The sequence below is a fragment of the Hymenobacter sp. YIM 151858-1 genome (assembly GCF_025979705.1).
GTDB lineage: Bacteria > Bacteroidota > Bacteroidia > Cytophagales > Hymenobacteraceae > Solirubrum.
The window spans coordinates 1,966,429-1,983,301 of sequence record NZ_CP110136.1 but is presented as its reverse complement, the minus strand read 5'-3'; the positions used below and the strand labels follow the sequence as shown (position 1 = coordinate 1,983,301).

Genomic DNA, 16,873 nt, shown 5'->3' with positions numbered 1-16,873 from the left:
GATTTTCCCTCTTGATGAAAGCAGTAGTATTCCCCGGCCAGGGCAGCCAGTTTACGGGCATGGGCCGCGAGCTTTTCGAGCAACACGCCGAGGCCAAGCGCCTGATGCAGCAAGCCAACGAAATCCTGGGCTTTTCGCTCACCGATATCATGTTCACGGGTTCCGACGACGACCTGCGCCGCACCGACGTAACCCAGCCTGCCATCTTCGTGCACTCGGTGGCGCAGTTTGTGGCCACGCCCGGCCTGCAGCCCGACATGGTAGCCGGCCACTCCCTAGGTGAGTTTTCGGCGCTGGTGGCGGCGGGGGTACTGCAGTTTGAAGACGCGCTGCAACTGGTGGCCCGCCGCGCCCAGGCCATGCAAGCCGCCTGCGAGGAGCAGCCCGGCACCATGGCCGCCATCCTGGGCCTCGACGATGCCGCCGTGGAGCGCATCTGCCAGGAAATTACGCAGGCCGGCAACGTGGTAGTGGCCGCCAACTACAACTGCCCCGGCCAGCTGGTAATCAGCGGCTCGAAGCTGGGCATCGAGCAGGCCTGCGAAGCCCTGAAGGCTGCCGGCGCCAAGCGCGCCCTGCCGCTGCCGGTGGGCGGGGCTTTCCACTCGCCGCTGATGCAATCGGCGGAGGCGGCGCTGGCCGAGGCCATTGGCCGTACCACCTTTACGGCGGGCCGCTGCCCGGTGTACCAGAACGTGGACGCTGCCCCGCACACCAACCCCGACGAAATCCGCCAGAACCTGATCAGCCAACTGACCGCGCCGGTACGCTGGACGCAGTCGGTGCAGCGCATGACCCTGGACGGCGCCACCGAGTTTGTGGAGTGCGGCCCCGGCAAGGTGCTGCAAGGCTTGGTGAAGAAGATTTCGCCCCAGGCTGCTACCGCCTCGGCTCAGTAAGCTTTCGATAACAGGAAGAGCCGGCCCACTGCCGGCTCTTCTGCTTTTCGCCCTAGGTGCATGGAGCAGCCGCGGCTGACAGGAGGGAGTGCCAGCAGGCTCATCATCAGCTTGCTGGCAGCGGGCTGGTTGTTGGGCTTGTTTGCGTACGCCTACGGGCCGGGGCCCGGCGTTACGGCCGATTCGTATTACTACCTCGCGGCGGCTCGCAGCTTTGCCGAGCACGGCCACTTGCTGAACCCCGATGGCACGCCTTACCGCTGGTGGGGGCCGCTGTACCCGGTGCTGCTTTCGGCCGGCATGGGCAACCCCGGCGCATGGGTGGGCGTGCTGAACGGCATCAGTTTGCTGGGTTGCCTGGGTGCCTGGGGCTGGCTGGCCTGGCGGGTAGTGCCCAACCGGCCGATAGCCGCCGGCGCGGTGCTGGCGCTGGGCTGCGCCACGCCGTGGCTGGCCACGGCCAAATTTGTGTGGTCGGAGCCGGTGTTTGGGTTGCTGTTTGGCCTGTACGCGGTGGCGCTGTACCACTACCTGCAGCGCGGCGGCCCCAGGTGGTGGCTGGCGGCTACCGCGTTGGGGGTGCTGTTGCCGTTGCAGCGCACCTCGGGGCTGTTTCTGCTGGTGGGCGTGGGGCTGGGCGTATTGCTGGCTTACCCCGATGCGTGGCGCCGCCAACGCGGCGCCCTGCTGCTGCACGGGGCCGTCGGCGGATTAATGGCTTTGGCCTGGCTGATTTATGCCCGCATGGTAGCGCCGCGGCCCGAGTTTTACCGCAACAAAGGCTGGCAGGGCCTGCGCGAAGCCCTGGCCGACTACGGCTACGTGCTGGTGCGCTGGCTGTTGCCGGTGCAACAAGCCGAGTGGCCCAAGCACTGGGTGTTTGCGGGGCTGCTGCTCGTGCTGCTGGCCGGCATGCTGTACCTAAGCTGGCAGCAAAGCCACCGCCTGATACGGCTGCTGAGCGTGGCGGTGGTGGTATACCTGCTCATCCACATGGGCACCACGGTAGTAAGCCGCAGCGGCGGCAACGTGTACGACGTGGAGCGGTACTGCGCCGTGGTGTACGGCCCGTTTGTGGTGGTGCTGGCCGCGCTGGTTTCCGAAGCTGCCGCGAAGCGGCGCTGGGTGGTGTGGGTGCTGGCTGTTTGGCTGCTGTACCCCGCGGTGCGTGCCGTGCGGGTAGCGCGCTTTTCGCACAACCGGCCGGTGCAGCCCTTGGTGGTACCCCAGCACCCAGGCAAGCAGGCACCCTAGGTTAAAGGTCGCCCATCCACTGCTCCACGGGCAGTTTATCGGGGCAATCGGCCAGCAAATCGGCTACGCTTTTGTGCAGCTCGGGGTGCACGTAGGCGGTGGCAATGTCGGCCAGCGGCGCCAGGGCAAACATGCGCTCGGGCAGGCGGGGGTGCGGTATGGTGAGGCGCTCGGTGTGCAGCACTACGTCGTCGAAGAAGAGGATGTCGACGTCGAGGGTGCGCGGGCCCCAGGGCTCCAGCCGCTCGCGGCCGAACTCTTGTTCTACTTGCTGGCACACGTCGAGCAGCGGCTCGGGGCCTAGGTCGGTATTCAGCAAAATGGCCTGGTTGAGGAAAGCGGGCTGGCCTTCGTTGCCCCAGGCGGCGGTTTCGTACACGGCCGAAACCGACACGATTTTGCCCGCTTTGGCGGCCAGCGCCACGAGGGCGCGGTGCAGGGTAGCTACCCGGTCGCCCAGGTTCGAGCCGAGCAAAAGGTAGGCGTTGTGCTTGTGGTTCATGGCCTAGGAGGCTTGGCGCTGAAAGAAGGCAATGGTGCGCTCGGCTACCTCGTGGGCGGGCTCGGGCAGGTGCTCGGCATCCCAGGGGTGTGCGCCGCCAAACATATGCCCGGCGCCCGGCAATATTACCAGCTCGGTGTCGGGTTTCCAGCGGGGCAGCTCGTGCGCTTTTTGTACGGGCAAGGTCTCGTCCTGGTCGCCATGAATCACGAGCAGCGGCTGGCGCAGCTTGCGGCGCACGTTGTGCGGGATATCGAGGCGCAGGCGGTTGGTATGGAAGTCTTCCACAATCTGGAAGTACAGCGGCAGCTGCTGCTTGGTGCGCGCGTTTTCGACGTGGATGACGCCCGCCTGCTGCCACTGCTGCATCATGGGCTCGGGCCAGCCGGGGTTTACGTTGGTAATGGGCGCCCACGCCGCCACGGCCCGCACGCGTTTGTCCTCAGCGCCCTTCAGCATTACCAAGCCGCCGCCGCGGCTATGGCCCGCGAGGTACAGGCGGCCTAGGTCCATTTCGGCGGGCGGCACGGGGGTGGCGCCGGGCTGGTGCAGGGCATCGAGCAGGCAGCCGATATCATCGAGCTCGATGCTGAAGTTGTTGCGGCCGAAGGCGTCGAGGTCTTCCAGGTCGCCGGTGCCGCCAATTACCACGCCGTTGTGCGACAGATCGAGCTTCACGAACACAAAGCCGCGCAGGGCAAAGTAATCGGCCATTACGTTGAAGTGGCCCCAATCCTTGAACCCCTTGAACCCGTGCACAAACACCACCACCGGCTTGGGCTTGCCATCGGGCACAAAACGGGCGTCGGCGGCAAATGGCCGCGCGTGGTGCGCGGGCTTGAGCACAAAATCGAGGCGGGTGAGGGTTGCGGCAGCAGGCATAGAACAGGGGGCAATGGGCCCGAAAGCCCGACAGTTGAGGGTTACAGCAGAAGGTACGTAACCAAGAACAAAAACGGACGATACACGCTTATCAGCAGCCAGGCAAATACCAGGCTTAGGCCCAAAGCCTGCAGCAGCGGCAGCCACCGCCCGCCGCCGTAGGTGCGGCGCAGCAGGCCGTAGCCCCAGCCCGTGAGGGCCAGCAGCATCAGCACGCCGATGGTCTGATCGGACTCGGAGTAGGTGAGGGGGCGCCCCAGCACATAGGGCGCCGCCTGCAGCAACAATAGCACCGGGCCCACCATCAGCAATTGCAGCAACAGCAGTAAGCTCATGTAGTGCGTGGCCGTTACCACGTGCTCGAGGTAGTAGCGGCGCCGGCGCCATAGCAGGGCCGCGAGGGCCAAGGCCACCAACGGAATAAAGACGAAGATGAGCGACTTCGACAGCACATCGGCCAAGTGGTTGAACTGCTCGGTTAGCTGCGCTGCGCTGGTTTTGCGTCTGATTGTCAGGTTGTTGATCTGCTCCAGGGCCCAGCGGCCGTACCAGTTGTCGAGGTGGTAGTTGAGCGGGGTGTTGAATATTTTGAGCCCGATGCGGTGCGCCACAAACACAAACAGCAGGTTGGCAATCAGGAACAGCTGCAAGGGCTTGGGCCAGGGCACGCGGCGGCCCCGCAGGATGTCGGCCGTCATGCGACCGGGCCGGGCCAACAAACTCCACATGCCTTTCAGTACCTTAAAATCGAAGTGCGTGGTGGTGTCCACGGCGTGCTCCAGAAAATGACCTAGGGCGTAGTCGTGGTAGCCGAGGCGCTTTTCGCCACAGCTGTGGCAGTAAGCACCTTGCAGCGCGGTGCCGCAGTTGGCGCAGCTGGTAACGGTGGCAGTGGTGGTGGCCGGCACGGCAGGTGATTGGTTGGTGGTGGTTGGCCTAAACTAAGCATCCGCCGTATTCTGCCCGACCCTTCAGCTTAAAAACTGCCGCCGCGTGCGTATCATTGCGCGCCCAACCACCGCATGAGATATACGCTGGACGATATACAGGCCCCGATAGCGGCCGAAATGCAGGAATTTGAAACCAAATTCCGCCAGTCCATGCAAACGCGGGTGATGCTGCTTGATAAGATCATGGGCTACATCATCAAGCGCAAAGGCAAGCAGCTGCGGCCCATGTTCGTGTTTCTGACGGCCCACACCGTTAGCGCCGACCCTACCGCGCCGTTGCCCGAAGCCTCGTTCCGCGGGGCGGCCCTCATCGAGCTGCTGCACACGGCCACGCTGGTGCACGACGACGTGGTGGACGATTCCAACTACCGGCGCGGCTTCTTCTCCATCAACGCCCTCTGGAAAAACAAGATTGCCGTGCTCGTAGGCGACTACCTGCTCTCGCGCGGCATGGCCTTGGCCCTGGAGAACGACGATTTCGATTTGCTCAAAATCGTGAACAACGCCGTGCGCGAGCTAAGCGAAGGCGAGCTGCTGCAGATCGAAAAAGCCCGCCGCCTCGATATTACCGAGGACGTGTACTTCGACATCATTCGCCAGAAAACCGCTTCGCTGATTGCCTCCTGCACGGCCGTGGGGGCCTCATCGGCCGGAGCCGATAAAGCCACCGTGGAGCGCGCCCGCCTGTTCGGCGAGAAAGTGGGCATGGCGTTCCAAATCAAGGACGACTTGTTCGACTACGGCACCGCCGAAATCGGCAAGCCCGTGGGCATCGACATTAAGGAGAAGAAGATGACGCTGCCGCTCATCCACGCCCTGCGCGAAGCCTCGTGGCTGCAGAAGCGGCGCATCATTTATAATGTGCAGAACAACGACGGCCGCTCCGACCGCGTGCAGTCGGTAATTGAGTTCGTGAAAAAATCGGGCGGTTTGGAGTACGCCATCGAGTGCATGACGCGCTTTCGCGACGAGGCCCTGCAAATCCTGAACACCTTTCCGGAGTCGCCGGCCCGCACCTCACTGGCGCAGCTGATCGACTACACCATCGAGCGAGAAAAATAAGACGGCTCAACCGGCCTAAACGCATGCCGCCCGAAGCAGCAATCTGCTTCGGGCGGCGTTTTTTCTGGCCTGTTGCGGCTTCTGTTACTAGTGCTGCTCGGCCGGCGGAATCTGGTAGCTAACTTTGTCGGCGGCCACGTCCGATATATCAAACGTTACGCCGTCGAAGGTGCTTTTTACCGTGATTTCGTGAACCATCTCGCAGCCGGGGCATTTGATTTCTTCTTTCTCAAACTGGCCGTCGTCTTCCATGGAGTTGGCGAGGTGGTCGGGGGCCGGAATGCCGATCAGGTCCGTGAAAACTTCGGTGTGGCACTCGTTGCACTCGAACTTGAGCCCCACGGTGTGACCTTGCAACTCAGTAATGGGAGCTGGCTGGTTGGCTTTCTGCTGAATCCACATACGGGGAGGTGTTTGGTTTTGGGTTAAGGAATGAGGCGCCGAACGGCCTAGGTGCTAACGCGGGTTAGCCCCGGTTAGTGGTACGCACGAACGCCGAAAAAGGTAACTGGCCTAGGTGCCCGCGCCGGCAAAAGCCGCTGCCACCGTTGGCTGGCGGCTGCCCTAGGTGTACTTTGGGGCGCTTTTGCTCAGTGGCCCTTGTTAGCGCCTTTTGTATGAATGCTTCTGCTTCGGCGGCTTCGCCTGCTTTGCCCCAAGTGCCGCGCTTGCGGGCTTTTCGCAACTCGTTGGCGCTGGCCGAGAACCCCATTCCCATCATCACGCAGTACCTCGATGAGCTAGGCGAAACCATCGGGCTGCACATGGGCGGCATCCGGCCCACCTTGCTCACCCGCGACCCGGGCCTGATTCAGCACATTCTGCAGAAAAACCACCGTAACTATCCCAAGTCGGAGATGTCGCACGGGGTGGCGCGCTACCTAGGGCATGGGTTGCTTACCTCCGAGGGTAGCTACTGGCTGCAGCAGCGCCGGCTTATTCAGCCGGGCTTTCATCGGCAGCGCATTGCGGCTCTTACCGAAACCATGCTGCAGGTAATTGACGAATGCCTGGAGCCCGTGGTGGCGCAGGCCCGGCAGCAAGGCGGCGCTACCCCAGTGGCGGTGCACGAGCTGATGACGACTACGGCTTTTCGCATTATTGCGCGCTCGGTGTTCAGCACCAGCATGAGCGAGGCCGAGCTGCAGCAACTGGCTCACCTGCTCACCGATATTCAGGCTTTTTACACCCGCACCCTCAGGCAGCCTTACCTAAAGCCGTGGCTGGCTGTGAAGGGCCAATTCCGCTACCACGATCAGCTGGCTGCGCAAATGCGCCAACTGGTGCTCAAGTACATTCGGCAGCGGCAGCAGGAGGGAGGCGCCGGCAAAGACGACCTGCTGCAAATGCTGCTCGATGCGCGCTACGAAGACACCCACGAGCCCATGACGGAGGCGCAGGTGCTCGACGAAGCCATTATCCTGCTCGTGGCCGGCCACGAAACCTCCGCCAACGCGCTGTCGTGGCTGTGGTACTTGCTGGCTCAGCACCCGGAGGTAGTGGCCAAGCTGCGCGCCGAAATGGGAGCAGCCCTAGGTGAGCGGCGCCCTGCTTTTCAGGATTTGCCCCAGCTGCCGTACGCGCTGCAGGTAATTCAGGAAACCATGCGGCTGTACCCGCCCGCCTGGATCGTAGACCGCCAAGCCCTCGAAGACGACGAGTACAACGGCCTGAAGCTGCCCAAAGGCACGCTTATTTCGGCTTACATCTACGGCGTGCACCACTTGCCCAGGTTGTGGCCCGAGCCCGAAGCTTTCCGGCCCGAGCGCTTCGGCAAGGAGCAGCTGCGCGAGCAGCCCGCCTACGCCTACCTGCCGTTTGGCGGCGGGCCGCGCCTGTGCATCGGCAACCAGTTTGCCCTCACCGAAATGCAGCTGGTACTGCTCGAAACCCTGCGCCGCTTCGAGGTGGAATGGGTGGCCCAGCCCGCGCCGGGTCTGCGCCCGCTCATCACGCTGCGCCCCCGCGCCGAAATCACGCTGCAGTTCCGGCTGCGCGCCTAGGTGCTGGGCAGGCCAGCAGCGAAGAGCAGCCCGTGCCGGCACCGCCCCGTTCACATATTGATGTGGTTGCGTGGCGCATTGTGCGCGGGCGTGCTATCATTGCCCCATGACACTGCCCTTAAGCCTATTAAGCGCCCCGCAAGATCTGGTGCCGCGGCTCGAAACCGCCGACCTCATTTTGCGCGGCCCCAAGCTCGATGATTTGCACGAGTCGGCCGACATGCACACCGACCCGGATTTCTTCCGCTACCTAGGCAACAAGCCGAATACCGAGGAAGAGGTTTGGCGCCGCATCCTGAGCCAACTTGGGCATTGGGCCATGCTGGGATACGGCTCGTGGGCCATCGAGGAAAAAGCCACCGGCCGCTACATCGGAGGGGTAGGCTTTTTCGATTATCAGCGCGACCTGAACCCCTCCATCAAAGGCACGCCCGAGGCAGGGTGGGTACTGTCGCCGCGCGTGCACCGCCGCGGCTACGCCAGCCAAGCCCTGGAGGCAGCGCTGGCCTGGGCCGATACAAACTTCCCCACCAACCGCATTACCTGCATCATCGACCCCGACAACGAAGCCTCTTTGCGCCTGGCCGGTAAGTTCGGTTTCCGGGAGTTTGCCCGCACCACTTACCACGAGGAGCCCATTGTGCTGCTGGAGCGCATCCGCACCTAGGTGGCCGCTCCCCTCGGCTGTCATTGCGAGCCAAGCGAAGCAATCGGTCCTGAGCAGGGTAAGCTGTTCAGCCAGTACTAAGCAAAAACCTGGTAGCCAACCGAAAAACGCACCGCCCGACTCCTGATACTAAGAGTCGGGCGGTGCGTTTTTCGGTTGGTGGTGGCTGAACGGTGGTGCCGCGAGAGGAAGGATTGCTTCGCTTGGCTCGCAATGACAGCCGAGGGGGCGGCTGTTCCTCTTTACAACGACAGCCCTTACTCAGCCAGCAACTGGTCGATGGTTTTGTTAAACTCCTCGGTCTGCTTCTGGTAGTACTCGCCGGTGCCGGGGCCGCTAAAGCCCGTATGAATTTTGCGCACCTCGCCTTTCTTATCCAGGAAGATGGTGGTGGGGAAGGCCAGTACTTTCGAGAGCTGGGGCAGGGCTTTGCTAGCCGAGTCTTTGTTGGCCATGCCGGCCACGGCCAAATCGTAGCCCACGTTCAGGCGCTCTTTCATTTTCAGCAGCTTTTGAGCGGCTGCCTTCTGGTCGGGGCTGCGCTCAAAACCTAGGCCGATGATTTCCACGCCGCGTTGCTTGTTCTTCTCGTACCACGGCGCCAGGAAGTTGGTCTCGTCCATGCAGTTGGGGCACCACGAGCCCAGCACCTGCACCACCACTACTTTGCCCTTGTACTTGGGGTCGGTGGGGGAGATGCTGCCCCCTTCGTAGATGTTCGGGAATTTGAAATCGAGGCGCTTCTGACCGGGCTTCATGCCGGTAAGGGCGTTGGCGTCGGGCAGCTTGGCGTTCGGGTCGAGCTTAGCTGTCCAGGTTTCGTGGCCCGATTTGCCGTTGTAGAAGTCGCCTTTCAGTGTTCCGTCGGCTTGCTTTTGTGCCGTAAAGAGCCAGCCGTGGTTGCCATCGAAGGTGGTCATGCGCACGGTGTTGCCATCGGCTTGGCCCGCCAAGTAGCGGTAGTCGCCCGTGGTGGTCAGAAACGTGCCTGTAACCTCCGAGCCGTTTTGCTTGAAGATGCCCACCGCAGGTGTGGTGCTGCCTTCGTCGTCTTTGAAAGTAGTAGCCCAAGTGCCCGCAAAATCCTGCGCTTGGCCCTTTGCGGCACCAAACAGTTCATTGCTTTGAGTAGCCTCAAACGGTACACGGTAGGGCTCGGGGGCGTCGTACTTCACCCAAGTGCCCGTCAGCTTGCCTTCGCCAGCAGGGCGCACCACCAAGGCAGCATCAAACACATGCAACTTAATGGTGGTTGAGTCGCCGGCGGTGCTGATTTCATCCAGCTTCAGGCGCTCCTCGCCGTTGATGCCTTTGTTAATTAGATAGGCCACCTGCTTGCTGCCTTCTTCGGCTACCTCAAACAGGAAAGGAATTTCCTGACCTTGGGTTTTCAGAGCACCGCGCCAGGGGCCGGTTTTCAGCGGCGAGGCCGCGCTGGTTTTTTCCACGGTATCAGCAGCAGTTTTGTCGGAACCGGAGTTGCAGGCCGTCAGCACCGACGCCAGCAGGGCGGCGCTGCCCAAAAGCAGGCGGCCCGAAACGAAACGAAAAGTCATCTGTTGTAAATAAATATGGGCGCAATAGACCCCCGAAAAGTACACTTGGCAGCCCAACGTAGCCGCCAAACCCGCGTACAACCGGAGGGCGAATATAAAGTTTGTCTGCCGGGTGGTGGGGCCTATATTTGCGCCTTGCCAACTTTGGCTTGGTTTTGTCACCCTTTTCCCGCTGATATCCCATGGCGTTTGACCTGGACATGATCAAGACCGTGTACAACGGTCTGGGCGAGCGAGTAGAAGCTGCCCGCCGCGTGGTGGGCCGCCCCCTCACGCTGGCCGAAAAAATCCTATACGCCCACTTGTATGCCGGTACACCCACGCAGGGCTTTGAGCGTGGCGTATCGTACGTTGACTTCGCGCCCGACCGCGTAGCCATGCAGGACGCCACCGCCCAAATGGCCCTGCTGCAGTTCATGCAAGCCGGCCGCGACAAAACGGCTGTGCCCTCCACCGTGCACTGCGACCACCTCATTCAGGCCCGCGACGGCGCCGCCGAAGACCTGGCCGTAGCCAACGACGAGAACAAGGAGGTTTACGACTTCCTGGCCTCTGTATCGAACAAGTACGGCATCGGCTTCTGGAAGCCCGGCGCCGGCATTATTCACCAAGTGGTGCTCGAGAACTACGCCTTCCCCGGCGGCATGATGATCGGCACCGACTCGCACACTCCCAACGCTGGCGGCCTCGGCATGATTGCCATTGGCGTAGGTGGTGCCGATGCCGTTGACGTAATGGCTGGCATGGCGTGGGAGCTGAAGTTCCCGAAGCTGATCGGCGTGAAGCTGACCGGCAAGCTGAGCGGCTGGACGGCCCCCAAAGACGTAATTCTGAAAGTTGCTGGTATCCTGACCGTAAAAGGCGGCACCGGCGCTATCGTGGAGTACTTCGGCGAGGGTGCCGAAAACATGTCGTGCACAGGTAAGGCAACCATCTGCAACATGGGCGCCGAAATCGGGGCCACCACCTCGGTATTTGCCTACGATGAGTCGATGGCTACCTACCTGCGTGGCACCGGCCGCGCCGAAATTGCCGACATGGCCAACGGCGTAGCCCAGCACCTGCGCCCCGACGACGAAGTACTGGCCGACCCGGCTAAGTACTACGATCAGCTGATCGAGATTAACCTCTCGGAGTTGGAGCCGCACGTAAACGGCCCCTTCACTCCGGATGCTGCCTGGCCGATTTCGCAGTTTGCTGCGGCCGTTAAGGAGCACAACTGGCCCGCCCGCCTCGAGGTTGGTCTGATCGGTTCGTGCACCAACTCGTCGTACGAAGACATCACCCGTGCTGCTTCGGTAGCCGAGCAGGCCGTGACCAAAGGCCTGACGGTAAACGCCGAGTTCACGGTAACGCCGGGCTCGGAGCTGGTACGCTACACCGTACAGCGCGACGGCCTGCTCGACACCTTCGCCCAGATGGGCGGCGTGGTGTTGGCCAACGCTTGCGGTCCGTGCATCGGCCAGTGGGCCCGCCACACCGACGACCCCAAGCGCAAGAACTCGATCATCACCTCGTTCAACCGCAACTTCGCTAAGCGCAACGATGGCAACCCGAACACGCACGCGTTCGTGGCCTCGCCCGAAATCGTGACGGCTTTCGCTATTGCCGGCGACCTGACCTTCAACCCGCTCACCGACACGCTCACCAACAAAAACGGCGAGCAAGTGAAGCTGGATGAGCCCCGTGGCCTCGAAATGCCGCCGCAAGGCTACGCCGTGGAGGACGCTGGCTACCAGGCCCCGGCCGAAAACGGCATGGGCGTGCAGGTAATCGTCGATCCGAACTCCGACCGCCTCGAACTGCTCGAGCCCTTCAAGCCCTGGGAAGGCACCGACCTGATGGGTCTGCGCCTGCTCATCAAGGCCCAAGGCAAGTGCACCACCGACCACATCTCGATGGCCGGTCCGTGGCTGAAGTACCGTGGTCACCTGGACAACATCTCGAACAACATGCTCATCGGGGCCATCAACGCTTTCAACAGCGAGGCCAACAAGGTGCGCGATTTCGTGAGCCAGGGCGAAACCTACAACTCGGTACCGCAAGTGGCCCGCAACTACAAGTCGATGGGCATCGGCACGGTGGTAGTAGGCGACGAGAACTACGGCGAAGGTTCGTCGCGCGAGCACGCGGCCATGGAGCCCCGCCACCTGGGCGTGCGCGCCATCATCGTGAAGTCGTTCGCACGTATCCACGAAACCAACCTGAAGAAGCAGGGCATGCTGGCCCTCACCTTCGCCAATAAGGCCGATTACGACCTGATTGAGGAAGGCGACACCATCGACATCCTCGGCCTGACGGAGTTTGCCCCCGGCAAGCCGCTGCAGATTCGTCTGCACCACACCGACGGCGACACGGACCTCATCACGGTGAACCACACCTACAACGAGGGCCAGATCGAGTGGTTTAAGGCTGGTTCGGCCCTCAACCTGATTCGCCTGCAGCAGTCGACAGAAGCCAGCGCGCTGTCGCAGAAGTAATTCTGAGCGGATAGCTGCATAGCAAACCGGCCGCTTCCCTAGGTGGGAGCGGCCGGTTTTGTTTATGGAATAACGAGAGGACTCGCATCTAGCCAGTAATCAAACAACCTACTCAATGAGGCATTACTTAGCGCTGTTGGTACTAATGTTTGCTTGGCTAGGAAGCTCTGCTCAAAGTGTTGTGCGCGGAGTTGTGCTGGAAAGAAGTACGAGTAATCCTCTTCAAAATGCAGAGATACTCATTGCGGGCACAACAACCGGCTCATCTACTGATGACAAAGGAGCTTTTCAGTTAGACATAGGAAAAGACACGGCCACGATAGTTGTGCGTTCTGTTGGTTACCAAACTCAGCGCTTGTTGGTGCATTCGCACGACAGCGTAGCGGTACGCATGAGAGTGGAGTGCATAGTAGATTACTTCTACCGTCCCTACGTAGAAGCTAGACTTGTTTCGGGGGTGCGAAACACTCCCTTTGGAGGACAAGCCACCTTATTCTGGCCTTATCTACTACACAACAGCTACATGCAGCCAGCGGCGCGGATCGCCTTAGGGTATCAAACCGGACGAAGCAGCATAGTTCGTTCTGCTACAATCGGCATAGACGAATTAATTGCCTCTTGCAATGTCAATGTCGACTTAGCTGCAGAGTATCAGTATGTTCAGCTCAACAAAGCGCTTTTTGCCTTTGAAAGGTTGAGCCTAGGTGGCAACTTCTCTTATGGCAACCGCATGCTGCCCATCTGGTTAGCCTTAGGTGAGGCACGCATTATTGATGGCGAATACAGATACACTCGTGCAGGATTGGAAGTGGGGAGTCAGTATCGTTTTGGAGTACTGCATAAGCAATATTTCGAGCTTACGAGCCGGGTTGGGTGGTGGCAGAAACAATGGCAATGGCAGAGCATTCTTTCAACTTTATTCAGAACGCGCTACACTTGTGCAGTCAGTTACCAGCAGGTAGGCCAACGGTATAAAGAAATAAACTTGAGCGTCGGCATTAGGTGGTTTCGGTAAGCTGCGCAAGGCAACACGGCTTGATGCTCTTATTATCCCGAGCTTTGCCGAATGGATCTACTGCGCGTCTCGGAAATCAACTTTCAGGAAGAAGGCAACTTCGGCCTGCGCGACATCAGCTTCACGCAGCAGCGGTTTCAGAAGCTGGCCATTGCCGGCGAAACGGGCTCGGGCAAAAGCACCTTGCTGCAAACCATAGCCGGGTTGGTGTCGCCTAAGTCGGGCGAGGTGTGGTTTGAAGGGCAGCGAGTGGAGGACCCGCACGAAAAGCTGATTCCGGGGCACAAAGGCATTGCCTACCTCTCGCAGCAGTTTGAGCTGCCCAAGTTTTTGCGCGTGGAGCAGGTGCTGCAATACGCCAACACCCTACCCGCCGACGAGGCCGAAACGCTGTACGAGGTGTGCCAGATCAGCCACTTGCTGAAGCGCAAAACCAACCAGCTTTCGGGCGGCGAGCGGCAGCGCATTGCCTTGGCCAAGCTGCTGCTAGGTGCGCCTAGGTTGCTGCTGCTCGATGAGCCCTTCTCCAACCTCGATATCGGCCACAAAACCACGCTCAAGGCCGTAATCCGCGACATCAGCGAGCGGTTGGGCATTACCTGCACCCTCATTTCGCACGACCCCTTGGATACCCTCTCGTGGGCCGACGAAATGCTGGTGATGCAGCACGGCGCCATAGTGCAGCGCGGCACGCCCCAGCAAGTGTATCGGCAGCCCGCCAGCGAGTACGTGGCAGCGCTGTTTGGGAGCTACAACCTGCTGCGGGGTGCTGCGCACAAAGCTTTTGCGCAGCACCTAGGGCTGCGGCCCAACCGCAAAGCCCTGTTGCTGCGGCCCGAAAACCTGCAACTGGTGGCGCCGGGCCAAGGGCTGGCAGGCACCGTTACGGAAGTAACCTACTACGGCAGCTACCAGGAGCTGCGGGCCGAGCTGGCCGGCGCCTCAGTTACCATCCGAACCACCGACAACCAGCTGGCCGTGGGCGACGCGGTGCACGTAACCGCTCGGCCCGAAACCGTGTGGTACGTGTAGCGGCGCCCCGGCGGGCTGCCTGCGGTTAAGGGCGTTTGCCTCACCTAGGGCCGCTATTGCCAGCTGCTTCGGTAGTCGTGGGCAAATTGCCGGAACGTAATCGGGGCGCGGCCCAGCAGCTCGGCGGTGGTGTTGGTTACCCGCGCGGCCAAGCCCAGGCGGGCTACCGAGTAAATACCGATCATCACGTTGATAAACGCCGGCGCAAAGCCGTGGGCCAGCATGTGTTGCCGAAACTCGCCGATGCCCGCTGCGCGGTAGCGGATGGGGCGGCCCAGCACCTGCGTAAGCGTGGCGGCCACCTCGCCGTAGGTCAGGGCCTCGGCGCCGGTTAGCTCGTAGGCGGCGTTGGGCAGCTCGCCGGGCTGCAGCAGCACCCGTGCCGCCACGGTGCCAATGTCGCGTACATCGATAAACGCCGTGCGGCCCTGGCCCGCCGGCAGCAGAATCTGGTGGTTGTCGCGGATGTCGAAGCGGTGCGTGGTGCTCAGGTTCTGCATAAAAAAGCTGGGGCGCAGCATCGTCCAGCCCATGCCCGAGCGGCGCAAATCGGCCTCTACCTTGTGGTGCGGGGCAAACCAGTTGTATTGCGCGCCCTGCAACGACAGAAACACCACATGGCGCACCCCGCTCAGCTGCGCCCGCTCGATAAACGGCCGCAGATAGCGCCGCACGTCGCTCAGCTCGGGCGGGCGCACCAGCAGCAGCCGCTCGATGCCTTGCAGCGCGGGCTGGTACGTGGCGGGGTCGGTGAAATCGAGCGGAACGGTGGCTACGCCCTCGGGCAGCGAGGCAGCCGCGCCAGGGCGCACGGCAGCCACCAGCCGACTGGCTACGTTGGGAGTTTGCAGCAGGTGCGCGAGCGTGGCGGCGCCTACGTTGCCGGTGGCCCCCGTGAGCAGGATACGAGTCATGCCGGCAAGTACGCGCTTTTGCCCGGGCGGGTACATGACGTTTGTTAGCTATGCAAACGTGGGAGCGTGTCGTACAAATTGAGACAATTCAGCAAACGTGCCAAGAGCTACGCAGCGCCTTCGCCAACAGCAGATTGGGCGGTTGCAGGCGTGGACTTACAGCGTAGCTACCTGCTCAGGCTGTGTGTCGGCTTCGCGCGGCTTCAGGAAAAGGTAGTAGTAGGCCAGCACCAGCAAACCCAGCGTAAAAGGCACCAGCGCCAGGTGTTTGCCGGTAATCAGCCCGCCAACAAGCACCTCGTCGAAATGGAAAAATTCGCTGACCATCCAGTAGGAGTTGGCCGAAATCCAGAGCACGATGGCCAAGTTGTGGGCCAGCTCCGACTTTAGGTGGCGGGTGCGCCAGGCAATAATTGCGGCAATGGCCAGCGTCGGAAATATCATGGCAATGCCGAGGGTTTTCCAGACCATGCACCAGCTCACGTCCTTAAGCAGCCAGAACACGATGTGCAGGTTTTCCATGCGGCGATAAGAGGTCGGTATGGCATAAACCGGCTCGGGCGTGGCGTTTTCCATGAGATTCAGCAGTGCAGAAAAGGTAAAGTTACACGCCCGGTTACATGCGGCGCCACCGCGCTTTGAGCCCAGGTGCGCATTCTGTGGCCTATGGCGCTGCCAGTTGGAAGCGCAGGCGGTATTTGGCGGACTGCCGGGCTTCGGGTTTCTTCGCAGCTACCATGCCCACTATCTTTTCCCACGCTGCGGTAGCTGCCGGCCTAGGTCGGGCGCTGCATGTGCGGCCGTTGCCAGCCCGCTTCTGGTGGCTTACGGCGCTATGCGCCATCTTGCCCGATTTCGATGCCGTTACCTTCAGGCTCGGTATTCCGTACGAAAGCATGTGGGGGCACCGCGGCTTTACCCACTCGTTGGTGTTTGCCGCGCTGGTGGGCCTGCTGATGGGCTTTTTTGCGTGGCCGCGCACCCGGCCGGAGCCGCGCTGGGCGTTGGCGGCTTGGTTTGCAGTGGCTACGGCCTCGCATCCGGTGCTTGATATGCTCACCAACGGCGGCCTGGGTGTGGCGCTGCTGGCGCCGTTCAGCAACGAGCGGTACTTTTTGCCGTGGCGGCCCGTGCGCGTGTCGCCCATCGGAGCGGGCTTCATTTCGATGCGGGGTGTGGCTACGTTGCTGAGCGAACTGCTGTGGCTGTGGCTACCGGTGGGCGTGGCAGTGCTATTGGCGCGCCTGCTCCGGCGCCGGGCAGCCCCAAACACCTCTGCGACAGGTAATTAATAAGGCGCACCTAGGGCGAGCAACGCCGTATGGCGGCATCAGCCCACCGCAAAAAAAACGGCCGCACAAAGGCGGCCGACGATGGAACAGAAACGGGTTGGCTAATTCAGCCACACCTCCGCTACGGGCTCGAAGCGGCGGGTAGCGAATGCGCCGTAGGGCTGCTCGGCATAGAAGCCAAGCACGTGCACCTGCGGCTCTTTGGTACGGGCATTCAGCCGGTACTCTACCGGGTACACCGCGCCGCGCTCGGGCCAGTCGCCGATGTGGTCTTCGGGCCGACGTGCGGCGTCGATGCAGCGGGCGTATTGCTGTACGGGAGTAGGAGTAGGAAGCTGTGTCTTCTTCGTTCTGCGCATATCCAA

Annotated in this window: 17 protein-coding genes; 9 read left to right on the top strand and 8 right to left on the bottom strand. The window is 61.5% G+C overall.

Translation table 11 applies throughout. The annotated features are described in order from the left end of the window. Positions 1–14 precede the first annotated feature (14 nt). Positions 15–899 (top strand): ACP S-malonyltransferase, encoded by an 885-nt coding sequence (gene fabD, locus OIS50_RS08825; protein WP_264693973.1) that lies wholly within the window; start codon positions 15–17, stop codon positions 897–899. 60 nt (positions 900–959) lie between these two features. Continuing rightward, positions 960–2,153, top strand: coding sequence for a hypothetical protein (locus OIS50_RS08820; protein WP_264693971.1), 1,194 nt, complete (start codon positions 960–962; stop codon positions 2,151–2,153). A gap of 1 nt (position 2,154) precedes the next feature. Here OIS50_RS08820 and folK read toward each other — a convergent pair whose 3' ends face one another. Genes folK through OIS50_RS08805 form a run of 3 tightly spaced genes read right to left on the bottom strand, consistent with a single transcriptional unit; the run spans position 2,155 to position 4,445 of the window. Next, positions 2,155–2,655: a 2-amino-4-hydroxy-6-hydroxymethyldihydropteridine diphosphokinase gene (folK, locus tag OIS50_RS08815; protein ID WP_264693969.1), complete on the bottom strand. Its 501-nt coding sequence runs from the start codon at positions 2,653–2,655 to the stop codon at positions 2,155–2,157. A 3-nt stretch (positions 2,656–2,658) separates the two neighbouring features. Further along, positions 2,659–3,537 (bottom strand): alpha/beta hydrolase family protein, encoded by an 879-nt coding sequence (locus OIS50_RS08810; RefSeq protein WP_264693968.1) that lies wholly within the window; start codon positions 3,535–3,537, stop codon positions 2,659–2,661. A 41-nt stretch (positions 3,538–3,578) separates the two neighbouring features. Beyond that, entirely contained in the window at positions 3,579–4,445 is an 867-nt protein-coding gene (locus OIS50_RS08805; RefSeq protein ID WP_264693966.1) for a DUF3667 domain-containing protein, read from the bottom strand. Between the two features lie 114 nt (positions 4,446–4,559). Between OIS50_RS08805 and OIS50_RS08800 the strand changes: the two genes are divergently transcribed. Further along, a complete protein-coding gene (locus OIS50_RS08800) occupies positions 4,560–5,549 on the top strand; it encodes a polyprenyl synthetase family protein (protein WP_264693965.1) in 990 nt (329 codons plus the stop codon). Between the two features lie 87 nt (positions 5,550–5,636). Here OIS50_RS08800 and OIS50_RS08795 read toward each other — a convergent pair whose 3' ends face one another. Further along, positions 5,637–5,951 (bottom strand): hypothetical protein, encoded by a 315-nt coding sequence (locus tag OIS50_RS08795; protein WP_264693963.1) that lies wholly within the window; start codon positions 5,949–5,951, stop codon positions 5,637–5,639. A 215-nt stretch (positions 5,952–6,166) separates the two neighbouring features. On the opposite strand from OIS50_RS08795, the gene OIS50_RS08790 reads away from it, so the two are divergent. After that, positions 6,167–7,552: a cytochrome P450 gene (locus OIS50_RS08790; RefSeq protein ID WP_264693962.1), complete on the top strand. Its 1,386-nt coding sequence runs from the start codon at positions 6,167–6,169 to the stop codon at positions 7,550–7,552. Positions 7,553–7,658: 106 nt separating this feature from the next. Continuing rightward, on the top strand, positions 7,659–8,219 hold the full coding sequence (locus tag OIS50_RS08785; protein ID WP_264693960.1) for a GNAT family N-acetyltransferase: 561 nt from the start codon (positions 7,659–7,661) through the stop codon (positions 8,217–8,219). Between the two features lie 257 nt (positions 8,220–8,476). On the opposite strand, the gene OIS50_RS08780 is transcribed toward OIS50_RS08785, so the two are convergent. Continuing rightward, positions 8,477–9,775: a peroxiredoxin family protein gene (locus OIS50_RS08780; RefSeq protein WP_264693958.1), complete on the bottom strand. Its 1,299-nt coding sequence runs from the start codon at positions 9,773–9,775 to the stop codon at positions 8,477–8,479. 182 nt (positions 9,776–9,957) lie between these two features. Here OIS50_RS08780 and OIS50_RS08775 point away from each other — a divergent pair, with 182 nt between their 5' ends. From OIS50_RS08775 to OIS50_RS08765, 3 genes are all read left to right on the top strand, one after another. After that, complete coding sequence (locus OIS50_RS08775; RefSeq protein WP_264693956.1) at positions 9,958–12,255, top strand: aconitate hydratase; 2,298 nt, start codon at positions 9,958–9,960, stop codon at positions 12,253–12,255. A gap of 115 nt (positions 12,256–12,370) precedes the next feature. Next, entirely contained in the window at positions 12,371–13,270 is a 900-nt protein-coding gene (locus OIS50_RS08770) for a carboxypeptidase-like regulatory domain-containing protein (RefSeq protein ID WP_264693954.1), read from the top strand. Between the two features lie 51 nt (positions 13,271–13,321). Further along, on the top strand, positions 13,322–14,302 hold the full coding sequence (locus OIS50_RS08765; protein ID WP_264693952.1) for an ABC transporter ATP-binding protein: 981 nt from the start codon (positions 13,322–13,324) through the stop codon (positions 14,300–14,302). Between the two features lie 53 nt (positions 14,303–14,355). Here OIS50_RS08765 and OIS50_RS08760 read toward each other — a convergent pair whose 3' ends face one another. Next, positions 14,356–15,216 (bottom strand): SDR family oxidoreductase, encoded by an 861-nt coding sequence (locus OIS50_RS08760; protein ID WP_264693950.1) that lies wholly within the window; start codon positions 15,214–15,216, stop codon positions 14,356–14,358. A 156-nt stretch (positions 15,217–15,372) separates the two neighbouring features. Next, positions 15,373–15,792, bottom strand: coding sequence for a hypothetical protein (locus OIS50_RS08755; RefSeq protein WP_264693948.1), 420 nt, complete (start codon positions 15,790–15,792; stop codon positions 15,373–15,375). A 161-nt stretch (positions 15,793–15,953) separates the two neighbouring features. Here OIS50_RS08755 and OIS50_RS08750 point away from each other — a divergent pair, with 161 nt between their 5' ends. Next, positions 15,954–16,508, top strand: a complete 555-nt coding sequence (locus tag OIS50_RS08750; protein ID WP_264693946.1) for a metal-dependent hydrolase — start codon at positions 15,954–15,956, stop codon at positions 16,506–16,508. 101 nt (positions 16,509–16,609) lie between these two features. On the opposite strand, the gene OIS50_RS08745 is transcribed toward OIS50_RS08750, so the two are convergent. Beyond that, positions 16,610–16,867 carry a hypothetical protein gene (locus tag OIS50_RS08745; protein WP_264693944.1) on the bottom strand — a complete coding sequence of 86 codons (258 nt, stop codon included), beginning with the start codon at positions 16,865–16,867 and terminating at the stop codon, positions 16,610–16,612. Positions 16,868–16,873 lie beyond the last annotated feature (6 nt).

What these genes read in the sequence shown, in the direction of transcription:
- fabD (WP_264693973.1), top strand. Translation starts at nt 15, where the DNA reads ATGAAAGCAGTAGTATTCCCCGGCCAGGGCAGCCAGTTTACGGGCATG.
- OIS50_RS08820 (WP_264693971.1), top strand. Translation starts at nt 960, where the DNA reads ATGGAGCAGCCGCGGCTGACAGGAGGGAGTGCCAGCAGGCTCATCATC.
- folK (WP_264693969.1), bottom strand. Translation starts at nt 2,655, where the DNA reads ATGAACCACAAGCACAACGCCTACCTTTTGCTCGGCTCGAACCTGGGC.
- OIS50_RS08810 (WP_264693968.1), bottom strand. Translation starts at nt 3,537, where the DNA reads ATGCCTGCTGCCGCAACCCTCACCCGCCTCGATTTTGTGCTCAAGCCC.
- OIS50_RS08800 (WP_264693965.1), top strand. Translation starts at nt 4,560, where the DNA reads ATGAGATATACGCTGGACGATATACAGGCCCCGATAGCGGCCGAAATG.
- OIS50_RS08795 (WP_264693963.1), bottom strand. Translation starts at nt 5,951, where the DNA reads ATGTGGATTCAGCAGAAAGCCAACCAGCCAGCTCCCATTACTGAGTTG.
- OIS50_RS08790 (WP_264693962.1), top strand. Translation starts at nt 6,167, where the DNA reads ATGAATGCTTCTGCTTCGGCGGCTTCGCCTGCTTTGCCCCAAGTGCCG.
- OIS50_RS08785 (WP_264693960.1), top strand. Translation starts at nt 7,659, where the DNA reads ATGACACTGCCCTTAAGCCTATTAAGCGCCCCGCAAGATCTGGTGCCG.
- OIS50_RS08780 (WP_264693958.1), bottom strand. Translation starts at nt 9,775, where the DNA reads ATGACTTTTCGTTTCGTTTCGGGCCGCCTGCTTTTGGGCAGCGCCGCC.
- OIS50_RS08775 (WP_264693956.1), top strand. Translation starts at nt 9,958, where the DNA reads ATGGCGTTTGACCTGGACATGATCAAGACCGTGTACAACGGTCTGGGC.
- OIS50_RS08770 (WP_264693954.1), top strand. Translation starts at nt 12,371, where the DNA reads ATGAGGCATTACTTAGCGCTGTTGGTACTAATGTTTGCTTGGCTAGGA.
- OIS50_RS08765 (WP_264693952.1), top strand. Translation starts at nt 13,322, where the DNA reads ATGGATCTACTGCGCGTCTCGGAAATCAACTTTCAGGAAGAAGGCAAC.
- OIS50_RS08760 (WP_264693950.1), bottom strand. Translation starts at nt 15,216, where the DNA reads ATGACTCGTATCCTGCTCACGGGGGCCACCGGCAACGTAGGCGCCGCC.
- OIS50_RS08755 (WP_264693948.1), bottom strand. Translation starts at nt 15,792, where the DNA reads ATGGAAAACGCCACGCCCGAGCCGGTTTATGCCATACCGACCTCTTAT.
- OIS50_RS08750 (WP_264693946.1), top strand. Translation starts at nt 15,954, where the DNA reads ATGCCCACTATCTTTTCCCACGCTGCGGTAGCTGCCGGCCTAGGTCGG.
- OIS50_RS08745 (WP_264693944.1), bottom strand. Translation starts at nt 16,867, where the DNA reads ATGCGCAGAACGAAGAAGACACAGCTTCCTACTCCTACTCCCGTACAG.